General features: G+C 70.0%; 14 protein-coding genes and 1 riboswitch. Of the genes, 8 read left to right on the forward strand and 6 right to left on the reverse strand.

The annotated features are described in order from the left end of the window. Positions 1–40: 40 nt before the first annotated feature. Positions 41–991 carry a cupin domain-containing protein gene (locus tag ACSSVZ_RS04655; RefSeq protein ID WP_453968577.1) on the reverse strand — a complete coding sequence of 317 codons (951 nt, stop codon included), beginning with the start codon at positions 989–991 and terminating at the stop codon, positions 41–43. A gap of 101 nt (positions 992–1,092) precedes the next feature. Here ACSSVZ_RS04655 and ACSSVZ_RS04660 point away from each other — a divergent pair, with 101 nt between their 5' ends. Further along, positions 1,093–1,980: an IclR family transcriptional regulator gene (locus ACSSVZ_RS04660; protein WP_453968578.1), complete on the forward strand. Its 888-nt coding sequence runs from the start codon at positions 1,093–1,095 to the stop codon at positions 1,978–1,980. A 57-nt stretch (positions 1,981–2,037) separates the two neighbouring features. Here the strand turns inward: ACSSVZ_RS04660 and ACSSVZ_RS04665 are convergent, their stop codons facing one another. After that, entirely contained in the window at positions 2,038–2,886 is an 849-nt protein-coding gene (locus ACSSVZ_RS04665) for an IclR family transcriptional regulator (protein WP_453968579.1), read from the reverse strand. Positions 2,887–3,211: 325 nt separating this feature from the next. Between ACSSVZ_RS04665 and ACSSVZ_RS04670 the strand changes: the two genes are divergently transcribed. The 3 genes from ACSSVZ_RS04670 to ACSSVZ_RS04680 all read left to right on the forward strand — a co-directional run bounded on the left by ACSSVZ_RS04670 (position 3,212) and on the right by ACSSVZ_RS04680 (position 5,494). After that, positions 3,212–4,354 (forward strand): FAD-dependent monooxygenase, encoded by a 1,143-nt coding sequence (locus ACSSVZ_RS04670; RefSeq protein WP_453968581.1) that lies wholly within the window; start codon positions 3,212–3,214, stop codon positions 4,352–4,354. A 57-nt stretch (positions 4,355–4,411) separates the two neighbouring features. After that, a riboswitch (FMN riboswitch) is annotated at positions 4,412–4,563 on the forward strand. Between the two features lie 174 nt (positions 4,564–4,737). Next, positions 4,738–5,172 (forward strand): 6,7-dimethyl-8-ribityllumazine synthase, encoded by a 435-nt coding sequence (locus tag ACSSVZ_RS04675; protein WP_453968582.1) that lies wholly within the window; start codon positions 4,738–4,740, stop codon positions 5,170–5,172. 34 nt (positions 5,173–5,206) lie between these two features. After that, positions 5,207–5,494 carry a hypothetical protein gene (locus ACSSVZ_RS04680; protein ID WP_453968583.1) on the forward strand — a complete coding sequence of 96 codons (288 nt, stop codon included), beginning with the start codon at positions 5,207–5,209 and terminating at the stop codon, positions 5,492–5,494. 16 nt (positions 5,495–5,510) lie between these two features. Here the strand turns inward: ACSSVZ_RS04680 and ACSSVZ_RS04685 are convergent, their stop codons facing one another. From ACSSVZ_RS04685 to ACSSVZ_RS04695, 3 genes are all read right to left on the reverse strand, one after another. Further along, positions 5,511–6,011 carry a MarR family winged helix-turn-helix transcriptional regulator gene (locus tag ACSSVZ_RS04685; RefSeq protein ID WP_453968584.1) on the reverse strand — a complete coding sequence of 167 codons (501 nt, stop codon included), beginning with the start codon at positions 6,009–6,011 and terminating at the stop codon, positions 5,511–5,513. 65 nt (positions 6,012–6,076) lie between these two features. After that, entirely contained in the window at positions 6,077–7,225 is a 1,149-nt protein-coding gene (locus ACSSVZ_RS04690; RefSeq protein ID WP_453968586.1) for an alpha-hydroxy acid oxidase, read from the reverse strand. 4 nt (positions 7,226–7,229) lie between these two features. Then, the gene (locus ACSSVZ_RS04695) at positions 7,230–8,390 is read right to left on the reverse strand and encodes a mandelate racemase/muconate lactonizing enzyme family protein (protein WP_453968587.1); all 1,161 of its coding nucleotides are present in this window, start codon (positions 8,388–8,390) and stop codon (positions 7,230–7,232) included. Between the two features lie 168 nt (positions 8,391–8,558). Between ACSSVZ_RS04695 and ACSSVZ_RS04700 the strand changes: the two genes are divergently transcribed. From ACSSVZ_RS04700 to ACSSVZ_RS04715, 4 genes are all read left to right on the forward strand, one after another. Continuing rightward, complete coding sequence (locus tag ACSSVZ_RS04700; RefSeq protein ID WP_453968588.1) at positions 8,559–9,521, forward strand: Bug family tripartite tricarboxylate transporter substrate binding protein; 963 nt, start codon at positions 8,559–8,561, stop codon at positions 9,519–9,521. Positions 9,522–9,552: 31 nt separating this feature from the next. Beyond that, positions 9,553–10,029 carry a tripartite tricarboxylate transporter TctB family protein gene (locus ACSSVZ_RS04705; RefSeq protein WP_453968590.1) on the forward strand — a complete coding sequence of 159 codons (477 nt, stop codon included), beginning with the start codon at positions 9,553–9,555 and terminating at the stop codon, positions 10,027–10,029. Between the two features lie 69 nt (positions 10,030–10,098). After that, positions 10,099–11,577, forward strand: a complete 1,479-nt coding sequence (locus ACSSVZ_RS04710; protein ID WP_453968592.1) for a tripartite tricarboxylate transporter permease — start codon at positions 10,099–10,101, stop codon at positions 11,575–11,577. Continuing rightward, a complete protein-coding gene (locus ACSSVZ_RS04715; RefSeq protein ID WP_453968593.1) occupies positions 11,574–12,296 on the forward strand; it encodes an arylmalonate decarboxylase in 723 nt (240 codons plus the stop codon). Before ACSSVZ_RS04710 ends, ACSSVZ_RS04715 begins: the two co-directional genes overlap by 4 nt. 39 nt (positions 12,297–12,335) lie before the next feature. On the opposite strand, the gene ACSSVZ_RS04720 is transcribed toward ACSSVZ_RS04715, so the two are convergent. Then, positions 12,336–14,204, reverse strand: coding sequence for a TRAP transporter large permease (locus ACSSVZ_RS04720; protein ID WP_453968594.1), 1,869 nt, complete (start codon positions 14,202–14,204; stop codon positions 12,336–12,338). Between the last annotated feature and the right edge of the window lie 106 nt (positions 14,205–14,310).

Here is a 14,310-nt window from a genome sequence, read left to right on the forward strand (position 1 = left end):
GCGCGGCCGTCCTGTCGTTGCGGTCGGTCAGGCGGTCCGATCAGGCCTTCTCGTAGACGACCGTCTCCGGCTTGGCGTCGCCGACGATGTACCAGACGGTGGCCGCGCCGGCGGCGTTATTGCGGAACCAGTGCGGCTGGCCGGCCGGCGTCTTCAGGAGATCGCGCGGGCCGAGTTCGACCTCGACGGTCTTGCCGTTCTCTTCCCAGCCCACCGTCAGCGAGCCCTCGAGCACCAGGAAGGCGTCCTCGACCTCCCGGGTGAACGGCTTGACGCCGACGCCGGACGGCACGCCCAGCATTTCCTTGCGGCAGGTGTCGTGATCGACGCCGCCAGGGCCGACATAGACCTTGCGGGTGAAGCCGGCGTCTTCCCAGTGGGTCTCAAGTTCGTTGTGGCGCACCACGTACTGGGCCATCAGCTGCTGCAGCGGATGATCGCCGTTGCGGTCGAACGGCAGCGTCTTGCCGGGCTCGGCGCCGAACGAGCGGGCGAGCTCGGCCGGATGCTCCTTCGGGTGGTAGTGATAGACCGGCGGCAGCGGCTTGCCGACGTCGACGGAGATCGACATCAGCACCGGCTCGACGCCGTCGTTGCGGAAGCCGTGGCCGATCTCGCGGGCGTTGAGGATCATGTCCTTGGGGCCGAGGCGGACCTCGACGACCTCGCCGTCCTTCTCCCAGCCGACGATCAGCGCGCCGTCGATGATCAGGAAGGATTCCTCGATCTCGTGGGAGTGGCAGGCGGCGTACCTGCCGGGCTCCTTGTAGATCAGGCTGACGGTGAAATGATCCGGCTTCAGGGTGGTGGTGTCGCCGACCTTCGGCGAGCCGCCGGCGCCGATGTAGCGCATCTGGGCGCGGGCGAGATCGGCGAAGCCGCGGTTGCTGGGGAAGGCGTCCCAGTCGAACGCCTTGTCGACGAAGCGGCCGACCTGGGCGTGCATCCGCGCCTTGAGATCGGACGACGGGGTGACGGTCTGGATGTTCATGGGGATCCTCCTCGGTGCTGATCTCGATGACTTGAGGAGAGACTAGCGCCCGACCGTTTTGCATGCCATATCGTGTTTTACATACAAAACATGAGAGCGTGATGCCCGTCCGACGCACCGTCCCGTCCGCCCTTCAGCACGACGACGCCCTGCCCGACACGCCCGTCGACGCCGGCGGCGACGACGAGGCGAAGGACCGCTACATCGTGCCCGGACTGGTGCGCGGCCTGCAGGCGCTGAAGGCGTTCACGCCGGAGCGGCCCAACCTGAGCCTGAGCGAGATCGCCGAGCTGCTGGGCACCAGCCGGTCGGCGGCGTTCCGCACCGTCTACACGCTCTCCCACATGGGCTGCCTGCTGCACGACAAGCGCACCCAGACCTACGCGCTCGGACCGGCGGTGCTGCGGCTCGGCTACGGCTATCTCGCCACCCGGGAGCTGGTGGAGGTGGCGTTTCCCGAACTGGAGCGCCTGCGCGCCGAGACCGAATGGTCGGCCCACATGGGCGTGCTCGACGGCACCTCGGTGCTGTACGTGCTGCGCCTGCCCGCCCCGCACCGGCTGTCGAGCATCGTGCAGGTGGGATCCAGGCTGCCGGCCCGCAGCACCACCATGGGACGCGTGCTGCTGGCCGATCTGGACGAGGAGACGCTGGTGTCGCTCTACCGGTCGGAGGCGAAGAAGACGGGAAACGCCAGCCCGCAGACCCTGTCGGGGGTGCTCACCCAGTGGCGCGACGACCGCGGCCGCGCGCACGTGTCCCACGTCGGCGACTTCGAGGCGGGCATCGCCAGCATCGCGGCACCGGTGCGCGACATGACGGGACGGGTGGCGGCGGCGATCAACCTGTCGGCCGCGGCGACGCCGGAAAACGTCGCCGAGCTGGACGGGGATCTCGCGGCGGCGATCGGCCGGACGGCGGAGCGGGTGTCCACCCTGCTCGGATGGCATGCCGATCCCCACGCCAAGCGGCCGCCCCGCGCCCCGTGAGCCCGGCCGCAGGCGGCCGCACGTCGAACCCGGATGGGGCCGGGCGCGAGCGGACGGTCAGGCCTGAGCCAGGCCCGCGGCGGCGCGCACCCGGTCCGGACGGTGGCCGAGCGAGACGCTGATCGCGTCGGCCGCCGCGCGCAGCCCCGCCTCGATCTCGCCGGCGCGGCCGTTCTGCGGCGCAAAGGCCGCGTCGGGCCCGCTGACGTTGACGGCGCCGGCCGGCCGGCCGAGGTGATCGAAGACGGCGCAGGCGCAGGACCCGATGCCGAGCTCGAAGTTGGCGACGCTGCGGGCGATGCCCAGCGCCCGGTCGTCGGCGAGCTGGGTCTGCAGCGCCTCGACGGTGGTCGCGGTCTTCGGGGTGAAGGACGCCAGATCGGCATCGGAGTAGCGCGCCGCCAGCTCTTCGGGGGAGAGCTGGGCGAGCAGGATGCGCCCCATGGTGGTGGCGTGGGCGGGCAGCCGGGTGCCCTCGCGCACGTTGGAGACCAGATGGGCGTTCGGGGACTGGCGGGCGAGATAGACGATCTCGCGGCCATCCAGCACGGCGAAATGCGCCGACAGGCCGAGGTCGCGGACCAGGCCGGCGAGCACCGGCCGGGCGAGCTGCACCACGTCGCGGGCATTCAGCGCGTCGGCGGCCAGCGCCAGGAAGCCCGGGCCGAGCCGGTAGCCGCCGCCGTCGTCGATCTCCTCCACCAGCCTCTCCGCCTGCAGCGTGGCGATGAGCCGGATGAAGGTGGTGCGGTTGATGCCGAGTTCCTTGGCGGCCCGGGAGACGTTGCGGCAGCGGTTGCCGGCCGCGACATAGCGCAGGAGCGCCAGCGCGCGCTGGACCGGCGGGACCGAATAGGTCACGGCGCCGGATGCCTCCTGCGTGCGCCGGTCGTCGGAAGTGTCCATCGGGTTCGCCCAGAGACCGGCCGCGGACGCCGCCGGATAAGGAAATCGAATCGAAAGCCCGCCCACATGCCGGCGGGGTCCCGGAAACGCAGCCGGAAGAGGGCCCAGCCGCCTCGGTTCGTACATAGCTTGAACACTATGTCATTTTGTGAACAGGCGAACAAGACCGGCGCCGGCCGATCGTCGCGCCCGCGGTCGATGCCGGCGCGCCGGCACGAAAAGCGCCGCGGCAGCGCCGGCATCGTGAGACGCTGTTGACCCGCCCCGACAGGAATGATAAAATGAACAAACTGTTCAATATTGGTCGATGACAAGGGGGATGACCATGGCGGGGCTTCGCATCGGGATTTGCGGCGGCGGCGTCGGCGGGCTGTGCGCCGGCATCGCGCTCAGGCGCCTTGGCCACGACGTGTCGATCTTCGAGCAGACGGCCCGCTTCGGCCGGGTCGGCGCCGACATCAACCTGACGCCGAACGCCGTCCATGCGCTCGACGGGCTGGGCGTCGGCGAGGCGGCCCGGGTGACCGCCGCCCGGCCGACCCACCGCATCAGCCGCACCTGGGACACCGGCGACGAAACCTCGCGTCTGCCGCTCTCCGCCGCCGCCGAAGAGCGCTACGGCGCGCCGCAGCTGACCATGCACCGGGCCGACCTGCTGACGCTGCTCTCCGACAAGCTCGGCGCCGATGCCATCACGTTTGGCCGCAAGGTGGCGGGCGTCCGCCGCGCCGCCGACGGCGCGACGATCGACTTCGCCGACGGCAGCAGCCGGAACTTCGACGTGGTGATCGGCGCCGACGGCATCCACTCGGCGGTGCGCCACGCGCTGTTCGGCGCCGACGACCCGGCGTTCACCGGCCTCGTCTCCCACCGCGGCGTGTTTCCCCGCGACCGCGCCGGCGACCTGCCCAACCTCGACGCCTTCACCAAGTGGTGGGGTCCCTCGCCCGAGTACCAGATCGTCACCTTCCCGCTGACCCGCGGCGAGGAGATCTTCGTGTTCACCACCACGCCCCGGACCGACTGGACCGAAGAGGGCTGGACGATCCCGGGCGACCTCGAGGCGCTGCGCACCGCCTACAGGGACTTCCATCCGCAGGCCCGCGCGCTGCTCGCCGCCCTCGACGAGGTGACCAGCTCGGCGCTGCACGTGCGCGAGCCGCTGGCCCACTGGTCGGCCGGCCCGATCACCCTGCTCGGCGACGCCGCCCACCCGATGGTGCCGTTCATGGCCCAGGGCGCCTGCATGGCCATCGAGGACGCCATCGTGCTGGCCCGCAGCCTCGACGGCGTCGCGCCGGACGGCGTGGCGGCGGCGCTCGTCACCTACGAGCAGGCCCGCATTGCGCGCACCGCCGAGATCCAGCGCTCGTCGCTCGCCAACGAGTGGCTGAAGAGCAAGACCAACGCCGACTGGGTCTACGCCTACCACGCCTGGGACGTGGAGCTTCAGCGCCCGGCAGCGTGAGGCGCGCACGCGGCGCCGCAAGGCGATTGCCGAACGGCGCCCGAGCGGCGATACTCGCCCCGTTCTCAGGGCGGGGCGGAACTCCCCACCGGCGGTGAGCAGCGATGCAAGTCCGCGAGCGCCTTCCCGGCACAAGGTGCAGGCAAGGGTCAGCAGATCAGGTGCGATTCCTGAACCGACGGTCACAGTCCGGATGGAAGAGAACGTGTGGTCTGCCGGCGGGGCGTCCCGACAGCCTTCCCCTCGGGGAGGTCGCTCCCCCAAGCATCGGACCGACCGCGACGTCCGCGCAGTGCCGCGCCGGGACGTCGGGATCGGCGCCCCGAGCCGGCCAGCCCGCATGTGATCGTCCTGAATGACGTGTCGTCGCGAAAGGAGTTCACATGACGCCCACCCGATACGCCTTCATCAAGGCCAACTGGCATGCCGACATCGTCGACCAGGCGCTGGAGGGCTTCCGCCAGGTGGTGCCCGCCGCCGACGTCGACGTGTTCGACGTGCCGGGCGCGTTCGAGATGCCGCTGCTCGCCCGCGACCTCGCCCGCACCGGCCGCTACGCGGCGGTGGCCTGCGCCGCCCTCGTCGTCGACGGCGGCATCTACCGGCACGACTTCGTCGCCCAGGCGGTGGTCAGCGGGCTGATGCAGGCCGGGCTGGAGACCGGCGTGCCCGTCCTGTCGGTGTCGCTCACCCCGCACCAGTTCCAGGAGACGGCACACCACGTGGCGATCTTCAAGGCGCATTTCGTCGAGAAGGGTCGCGAAGCCGGCAAGGCCGCGCTGACGATCACCGCCACCCGGGCCGCGATTGCGGCCTGAGGGCCGGCATGGCGACCCGAACCGGAAGAGATTCGTGAAGACCCCGCGACGGACGATGGGGCGGATCGTCTGCCGGCTGACGGTCGTCTTCCTGGCGGTCCTCTACGGGCTCGCCCTCGCGCTGCTTGCCGTCGGACTGTTCGGCCTGTTCGGCAACCCGCCCGATCCCCTCGCCGGGATCTACGTGATCCTGCTGGGCGTTCCCTGGAGCCTGCTGCTGGATGACGTCCCGGATGCGTGGGCACCCTGGGCCGCCGGCCTCGCCCCGCTCGTCAACATCGCGCTGGTGGCGGCGCTGTGCCGGCTCGCCCGGCGGCGCTGAGGCGGGCGGGACCGCGTCAGGGCGTGCCGTCGCCGGTGGGCCTCTCGGCGAGCCCGGCGACGATCTCCTTGAGGGCAGCCACCAGCAGCGGCTTCCTGTCGGCGCCGATGATGTCGTCGAGCCGGCGCATGTGGGTGCGCGCCTTCACCGCGATGCGCTGGTAGACGACGAGGCCCTCGGGCGTCACCCGGCTGGCGTAGGAGCGGCGGTCGTCCTCCAGGCGGGTGCGCTCGATCAGCCCCTTGTCTTCCAGCTGCCGGAGGCCGGCCGTCACGCTGGACTTGTCCCGGCCGCTGGCGCGCGCCAGCACCGTCTGGGTGATGCCGGGATTCTCGTGGATCAGCGACAGCAGCGCGAAGTTGCCGGGCTTCAGGGAATCCGGACCGAGCACCTCGGAGAAGTCGTGGAAGGCGCTCTCGTAGGCGAGGCGCAGATAGAAGCCGAGAAACTCCTCCAGGAGCCCCAGCTCGACCTCTGGCGGGCTGGTGGCCTCGCGGCTGCTTTCGACGATGGTCACGGCGTCATCCATTTCATGCTGGCCATATCGTGCCGGCGCGGGTCCGGCACTGGGATGCATCGGCCTCAACCGAGGCGCAAGCACTCCGTGAAGTCGGCGCGGTCCGTGATGTCGGCGAGGCCAATCTGGGCCATGGCGTTGACGAGTTCGGCCCTGAGCAGATCGAACACCCGCTCGGCGCCGGCCTGCCCGTAGGCCCCGACGGCGTAGACGAACGGCCGCCCCATCAGCACGAAGTCGGCGCCGGCCAGCAGCCCCTTGAGGATGTCCTCGCCACTGCGGATGCCGCCGTCGAGTAGGACCGGTACGTCCGGGCCGAGCGCCGCGCGGACCGCGCCGAGCGCGTGCAGCGTCGCCGGCGCGGCGGCGAGCTGGCGACCGCCGTGGTTAGAGACGGCGACCCCGTCCGCGCCCCGGCGCACCGCCTCGACGGCATCGGCGGGCGACAGCACGCCTTTCAGGACCAGCCGCCCCTTCCAGGTCGCCCGGATCGCGTCGAACAGCGCCCAGTCGAGGCGGCCGGAGCTCTGGGAGGCCATGAATTCGGCGAGCGAGCTGGCCGAGCTCTTCTCGGTGTAGGTCTCCAGGTTGCGAAAGCGCGGCGAGCCGGAGCGGGCGATGGCCAGCGACCAGGCCGGGTGGGTGACCACGTCGACGGCCATCCGCACGCTCGGCCGCAACGGCAGCATGAAGCGGTTGCGGATGTCGCGCAGCCGCTTGCCCGGCTTCGGCACGTCGGCCGTCACCAGCAGCGTGTCGTAGCCGGCGGCCTCGGCCCGGCGCAGCAGGTCGTCGACGATCCACTGTTCCTTGCCGACATAGAGCTGGAACCAGGACGACGTCGGCGCCGCCTGTCGCAGCGCTTCCAGGGTGTCGGTGGCCGGCGTCGACGCCGTGTAGGGCGCCCCGGCGCGCTCGGCACCGGCGGCGAGCCAGCCGTCGATGCCGGGCCAGGCAATGCCGGCCATGCCGATCGGGGCGACGCCGAACGGGACCCGCCAGGTGCGGCCGAACAGCGGGGTTGCGGTCGCCAGGTCGCCGTCGACGTTGCGCAGCACCCGCGGCGTCAGCGTCGCCGCCCGATAGGCATCGACGTTGCGGCGCAGGCTCGCCTCGTCGCCGGCGCCGCCGTCGATGAAGTCGAAGGCGAAGCGCGGCAGCCGGCGCCGCGCCCGCAGGCGCAGGTCGTCGACCGAACTCCAGCTCCCGGCCATCGCCTCAGCCCTTGCCGGTGCCGCGCGAGGTCGGGCGCTTGGCGAATTCGCGCAGGGCGTCCGGGTCGGCCGCGAAGCCCAGGCCCGGCGTCTCCGGCAGCTTGAGCATTGAGCCGCTGCGCTCCGGCAGGCCGGTGTAGAGCTCCTTGCACATCTCCACCGAGATCAGGTGCCACTCGACCAGCCCGCCGTGCGCCAGGCCGGCATGCAGGTGCATGTTGTGGAACGGGAACGCGCCGCCGTTGGCGATCTCGACGTTGTGGGCCTGCGCCATGCCGGCGATCTTGAGGCCCGCCGTGAAGCCGCCGCAGATGACAACGTTGGGCTGGATCACGTCGACCGCGCCGCCGACCAGCAGATCGCGGAAGCGGAACAGCTGGCCCTCGTTCTGGCCGGCGGCCAGCGGCATGCCGGTCTGCTCGCGCAGATCGCGCATGCGCACGACGTCGTTGTCGCGCACCGGCTCCTCGAAGAAGGAGATGTCGTATTCCGCCATCCGGTCGGCCAGGAAGCGCGCCCAGGTCGGATCGAGGCTGCAGTTGGCGTCCACGTAGAGTTCGCACTCGTCGCCGATCGCTTCGCGCACGACCCGCACGCGTTCGATGTCCTCAAGCACGTGGGCGTGAATGTCGCGGTGGTGGGCGCGCCGCTGCAGGGCATGGTGCCCGACCACCATCTTGAACCGGGTCACGCCGTCGGCCTTCAGGTAGGTGGCCGCCTCGCCGAGCTGGTCGCGGTCGAGCGATCCGAAGCCGAAGGTCACGTAGAGCGGCACCTCGCTGCGCGCGCCGCCGAGCAGGCGCCAGACCGGCTGCCCGGTCGCCTTGCCGAGGATGTCCCACAGCGCCAGGTCGACGGCGGAAACCACATGGCTGGCATAGCCGGTCTGGCCGCGCGGGGAGAGCATCCAGTAGAGTCGCTCGGCGATCAGCTCGCGATCGAGGGCGTCGAGCCCCTTCAGGTTCGGCGCCACCACCTCGCGCACGGCCGCCGCGACGACTTCCTCGTCGGTGATGGCCGTGTAGCCGTGCCCGACGACGCCGTCGGTGGTGCGGATTTCCACAACGACGCACGACAGGGCGGTTTCCGCCTTCAGCGTCCCAAGCGGCAGCGTCACCGGAATGTAGGCCGGATAGGCGGTCACTTCCTCGATCGACAGGTTCACGCGCTTCTCCCTATTTTTCTCGGTTCTGGGTTGCCTTCGATCGCGAGCTGGAAAAAATCTAACGCAAGATCGTTGACATCAAGAACGTTGGATACAAAACTAATTTCCGCAGATCAAGCAAGAGGCGCTTCCGCGCGCCCATCAGATTCAACGGGAGGAATGAAGCAGATGAGGACTCTCATAGCCGCCGCCGTGGCCGCCACCTTCGGGCTTGGCCTCGCCGCCCATCCGGCGCTGGCAGACTATCCCGACAAGCCGATCAAGCTCATCGTGCCGTTTGGCGCCGGCGGCGGCACCGACGGTCTCGCCCGCGCCGTGCAGGCCGCCATCGACAAGCACGACCTGCTGCCGGTGCCGTTCGTCGTCGTCAACGCCACCGGGGCCGCCGGCACCGTCGGCTCCCGCCAGGTGCTCACCGCCGAGCCGGACGGCTACACGCTGCTGCAGATCCACCAGGAGATGTTCGCCGTCTCCGCCCTCGGCCGCGTCGAGTACGGCCCGTCGGATTTCGAGCCGGTCATCCAGGCGAGCGAGAGCTGCCTGTTCGTCGCCGTCCCGATCGAATCGGACTTCAAGACGCTCGATGACCTGATGACCTATGCCAAGGCAAACCCGGGCAAGATCAAGCAGGCCGACGACATCGGCAGCTCGACGCACTTCCCCTCCGCGCAGCTGATGGATCTGGGCGGCACCGAGTGGGCGATCGTGCCCACCGGCGGCACCTCGAAGCGGTTCGCCTCCATGAAGGGCGGCTTCACCGACATGGCGCTGATGTCCGCCCCGTGGCTGACCAAGGGCAAGAACGACCTGCGCCCGCTGGCGGCCCTCGGCTCCGAACGCTTCGAGGCCGCGCCGGACCTGGCGACCGCCAAGGAGCAGGGCTATGACGTCGAAGGCTGCCTGCGCCGCCGCTACTGGGCTCCGAAGGGGACCCCGTCCGACCGCGTCGCCTACCTGGCCGACGTCCTCGGGAAGGCCCTGCAGACCGAAGAGGTGCAGGCCTACCTCGCCCAGAACAGTGAGGACCTGAAGCTCCTCACCGGGGCGGAGCTGCAGGCGGCGATCGACGCGGACTATCAGTCCTATCTCGACGTCGTCGATCTGGTGAAGAAGACCTCCGCGAAGAACTGATCCGGGCATCCCCGCGCAAAGGGCCGATCGGATGAAACTCGCTGGAGTTCGCGAAAACCCGGCTGCGATGGTCTTCCTGACCATCGCGGTCGCCGTCGCCGGCCTCGGTCTCTACGACCTGGCGTCGGTCACCACCTCCCCTTACGAGCAGCTGGGCACCGCCGCCTTCCCGCGGGCCATCGCCGTCGGCATGCTGGCCCTCGTCCTGCTGAGGGTCGTCGCGCTCATCTGCGCGCCGGCCAGCCGGAGCGTCGACGAGCCCGAGACGGGCCGGCGCCGCTTCCTGGGGCCGGCCGCCATGCTGGGCCTCGCCGTCCTCTATCTCCTGGCGCTCGCCCGCACCGACGTCGATTTCCGCATCGTCACCAGCATTTTCCTGTTCGTCGCCACGCTGGTGATGGTCGGACGGCTGAAGCCGCGCGCCCTGGTCGTCCTGGTGGCGTTCGCCGTGGCCGCGAGCATCGGCCTCGACCTGCTGTTCAAGCATTTCCTCTACGTCGATCTCTGAGCCCGGATCCGCAGACCCGGTCCGGCCACTGCCTCCCATCGCGTCGGATCCAACGCCTCGAGGCGAACCATGCTCGACATCTATCTCTACGTGTTCACCACCGGCTTCGTCTGGATCCTCATCGGGACCGCCGTCGGCATCCTGGTGGGCGCCATCCCGGGGCTCTCCGGCGCCGTCGTGATCTCGCTCGCCCTGCCGACCACCTATTTCATGGACGGCGCCGACGCGCTGCTGCTGCTGATCTCGATGTACATCGGCGCCACAACCGGCGGCCTGATCAGCGCGACCCTGATGCGCATGCCCGGCACCGAATCCGCCATCATGACGACGCTCGACGGCTACCCGATGGCCGCCGGCGGCCAGCCCGCCCGGGCGCTCGGGCTCGGCGTCCTCGCCTCCTTCGTCGGCGGGCTGATCGCCTGGGCGATCCTCGCGGCGCTGTCGCCGCCGCTCTCGCTGGTGGCGGTCCGTTTCGGCCCCTACGAGATCTTCGCGATGACGGTGGTCGCCCTCACCCTGATCGCGGCGGTGTCGCGCGGCTCGCTCCTCAACGGGCTCCTGGCCGCGGCGCTGGGCGCGCTCCTCTCGATGCCCGGCATCGATCCCGTCTCGGGCAGCCTCCGCCTCACCTTCGGCCTGTCGAGCCTCGACAACGGCTTCCCGCTGCTGCCGGTGATCCTGGGCGTGCTGGTGCTCGGCCAGGTCCTCGTCGACTGCGAGAGCGGCGGCAATCCGCCGATGGAACGCGCCCGCGGCTCGGCCCGCGTCGCCATGCGGCTGCGCGACCTGCGCGACTATGCCGGCACCTTCATCAGCTCCTCGCTGATCGGGTCCTGGATCGGCATCCTGCCGGGCGTGGGCGGCACCACCGCGTCGATCGCCGCCTATTCGGTGACCAAGGCGGTGTCCAAGCATCCCGAGCGCTTCGGCCACGGCGAGGCGCGCGGCATCATCGCGGCCGAAACCGCCAACAACGCCGGCACCGTCGGCGCGCTGGTGCCGCTGATCACGCTCGGCATCCCGGGCTCCGTCATCACCGCCATCCTCCTGGGGGCGATGGTCATCCACAACCTCAACCCCGGACCGCTGCTGTTCGCCGAAAACCCCGAGATCGCCTACACGGTGATCGCCGGCGCGTTCGCCGCGAACGTCGCCATGCTGGGCATCATGTGGGTGGCGACGCCGCTTCTGTCGCGGCTGATGTACGTCAACAAGTTCTACCTGTTCCCCGCCATCGTCGTGTTCTGCTTCATCGGCGCGTTCACCGTGTCGAGCCGCTTCTTCGACATCTGGGCGATGCTCGGCTTCGGGGTGCTCGGCTACGTCATGGCCAAGGCCCGCGTGCCGGCCGGGCCCTTCGTCATCGCCTACATCCTCACGCCGATCGCGGAGACCAGCCTGCGCTCCGGCCTGGTGATCTACGACGGCAGCTACCTGCCGCTGTTCACCCGCCCGGTCTGCGCGGCGTTCCTGGCGATCGCCGCCGCGTCGCTGCTCTGGTCGCTGTGGAACGAGCTCAAGCCCGTCCGCAAGGAGGCCGCGCAATGAGCGGCGCGACGGACGCTCCCGCCATCGGCATGATCGTGCCGCCGGCCCGGGGCGACGTGCCGCCGGAGGCCTCGGCCGTCTATCCCGACACCCGATTCCTCGCCCGGGGCCTCGGCCTCAACGCCATGGCCGGCGACGACTACGCGCGGGTGACCGCCCATGTCGGCGACGCAGCTGCGTCGCTCGCCGCCGAGGGCGCCTCCGTGGTGGGGGTCATGGGAACGTCACTGAGCTTCTTCCGGGGCGCCGGCTTCAACGACGCGCTGACGGACCTCGTCGCCGGTCGCTCCGGCCGCCCGGCCTCCACCATGAGCACGGCGATCGTCCGCGCGCTGAAAGCATTCTCCGCCCACCGCCTCGCGGTTCTGACGGCCTACGAGGACGACGTGAACCGGATGCTGGCGGCGTTCCTGGAGGCGAACGGCTTCGAGATCGCCGCGCTGCGCTCCCTCAACATCCGCGCCGTGGCCGACGTCGCCGGCGTCGGCACCGACCGGCTTGTGGACGAAGGCCGCGCGGCGATCGCCGCGGCCGAGGCGCCGGACGCGCTGCTGATCTCGTGCGGCGGGCTGCAGACGCTCGACTGCGTGCGCCAGCTGGAGGCCGAGGCCCCGCTGCCGGTGGTCACCAGCGCGACCGCGGGCGTCTGGGATCTGGCGCGGCTGGCCGGCGTCCACACCCCGCGCAGCGGTTTCGGCCGGCTGTTCGAGATCGCCTGACCGGCGGGAAACCGGGCAACCGACCTCACGACGGACGCCTCAGTTGCGCATCGCCATGAGCGGAAGCCAGAGGCTCAGGGCCGGGAACAGCACGAGCAGCGCCAGCTTGATGATGTCTGCAAAGACGAACGGCAGCACGCCGCGATAGATCGTCATCAGCGAAACGTCCTTCGCCACGCTCTTCATCACGAAGAGATTCATGCCGAACGGTGGCGAGATGACGCCGATTTCGATCACCACGACCATGACCACTCCCCACCACAGCAGGTCGTAGCCGAGCGTTGCGATCATCCCGGAGACGATCGGCGCGGTCACCAGAAGGATGGTGAAGGCGTCCATGACGCTGCCCAGCAGCAGGTAGGCGACGGCGAGCAGCGCGATGATGGCGAGCGGCGCCAGGCCGGAATCGAGCAGCGACTGGGTGAGAAGCCCCGGCAGGCCGGCGGCGCCGATGAAGAACGAGAAGACGTTGGCGCCGATCAGCACGAAGTAGAGCATCGCCGTCGCCTGGGTCGTCTCGACGATGAGCTCCCGGATCGTGTCGGCGCGCAGCTTGCCGCGAAAGAGGGCGACGAGGAACGCGATCAGCACGCCGACCGCGGCCGCCTCGGTCGCCGTGAACACGCCGGTGAAGATGCCGCCGATGACGGTGCCGAACATGATGAAGGCGCTGACGCTGCGCCACAGCGCCCGCATCAACTCCCGCGCGTCGAAGGGCACGCGGCCGGGCGCGGATTCGGGGCGCAGGTAGATGATCATCCACGTCGAGCCGAGATAGAACACGATCGACAGGAGCGCCGGGACGAGCAGCGCGATGTAGAGCATGCCGATCGATTGCTCGACCAGGATCGCGTAGAGCACCGCCGCGGTGGACGGCGGAATGATCTGGCCGAGGCAGCCGCCGGCGGCGATGCATCCGGTCGACAGGCTCTTGGAATAGCCGCGCGCCTCCATCTCCGGCAGGGCCGCCCGGCCGATGGTGGCGACGGTGGCCAGCGAGGAGCCGGTCAGGGCGCCGAAGCCGGCGGCACCGCCGATCGTCGCCAGCGCGAGCCCGCCGCGCTGAAAGCCGAAGACCGCGGCGGCGAGCCGGAACAGGTCGTTGGCCATGCCGCTCGCCGTCGCCAGGCCGCCCATGATCAGAAACAGGGGAAGCACCGCCAGCTCGCTGCTGGTGATCAGCGCCGTGGTCTCGGAGCCGACGATGTTGAGCGCGATCGGGATCCCCATGATCAGCGACGTGCCGACGAAGCCGCAGAGCAGCAGCGCGAGCGCCACCGGGGCGAGCCCGGCGACGAGCAGCCACAGGGCGGCGAAGATCACGATCGACAGCATCGCGGCCGTTCCGCGCATGCTGCCGCCGTAGAGGTCCAGCAGGTACCAGACGACCGCCACGGCTGCGGCGATCGCCACCCAGAAGCCGATGCGGCCCAGACGGCTGCCGGACGCGCCATCGCCCGTCCCGGCGAACAGGCTGTCGACGGATCGCGCGACCGAGGCGATCTGGACCGGCACGCAAGCGACGAAGATCGCGGCGATGACCGCCAGGAACGGCCAGGTCTTCCACTGCAGGATCACCGTCTGGCGGCCGCTGGCATGCGCCTCCTGGGCGAAGACGACGACCTGCCAAGCGACCACGGCGAGCGCCACCGCGAACAGCGCGCCGGTGACGACCCGCAGCCATGCCGACCGCCGCGGGCCGAGCGATCCGGCCAGAATGTCCACCTCCAGCATGCCCTTCTGGGCAAGGCCGGAGGGCAGCACGGCCGCGACCGCGACCGCAAAGACCGTGCTGAGGATCTCGTTCGAGCCCGGGATCGGCGCGTTCAGCAGATACCGGAAAACGAGGATATCGACGGTGGTGAGAATGGCGATGGCCAGCATCCCGAGGACGCCGGCCATCGCCATGTACTGAGTGACCCGACGACAGAACGCATCAAACTGAACCGACGGTCCGCGTTCGATGGGAGTGCTTTGCGCGGTCATGGTCTGATGCGGTCTCCGATCCGTCGGC

This window comes from Amorphus sp. MBR-141, from assembly GCF_053628695.1.

Bases quoted from the DNA above. Each gene is read 5' to 3' on its own strand.
- ACSSVZ_RS04660 (WP_453968578.1), top strand. From the start codon at position 1,093: ATGCCCGTCCGACGCACCGTCCCGTCCGCCCTTCAGCACGACGACGCC.
- ACSSVZ_RS04715 (WP_453968593.1), top strand. From the start codon at position 11,574: ATGAGCGGCGCGACGGACGCTCCCGCCATCGGCATGATCGTGCCGCCG.
- ACSSVZ_RS04665 (WP_453968579.1), bottom strand. From the start codon at position 2,886: ATGGACACTTCCGACGACCGGCGCACGCAGGAGGCATCCGGCGCCGTG.
- ACSSVZ_RS04710 (WP_453968592.1), top strand. From the start codon at position 10,099: ATGCTCGACATCTATCTCTACGTGTTCACCACCGGCTTCGTCTGGATC.
- ACSSVZ_RS04670 (WP_453968581.1), top strand. From the start codon at position 3,212: ATGGCGGGGCTTCGCATCGGGATTTGCGGCGGCGGCGTCGGCGGGCTG.
- ACSSVZ_RS04720 (WP_453968594.1), bottom strand. From the start codon at position 14,204: ATGGCGATGGCCGGCGTCCTCGGGATGCTGGCCATCGCCATTCTCACC.
- ACSSVZ_RS04705 (WP_453968590.1), top strand. From the start codon at position 9,553: ATGAAACTCGCTGGAGTTCGCGAAAACCCGGCTGCGATGGTCTTCCTG.
- ACSSVZ_RS04655 (WP_453968577.1), bottom strand. From the start codon at position 991: ATGAACATCCAGACCGTCACCCCGTCGTCCGATCTCAAGGCGCGGATG.
- ACSSVZ_RS04675 (WP_453968582.1), top strand. From the start codon at position 4,738: ATGACGCCCACCCGATACGCCTTCATCAAGGCCAACTGGCATGCCGAC.
- ACSSVZ_RS04690 (WP_453968586.1), bottom strand. From the start codon at position 7,225: ATGGCCGGGAGCTGGAGTTCGGTCGACGACCTGCGCCTGCGGGCGCGG.
- ACSSVZ_RS04700 (WP_453968588.1), top strand. From the start codon at position 8,559: ATGAGGACTCTCATAGCCGCCGCCGTGGCCGCCACCTTCGGGCTTGGC.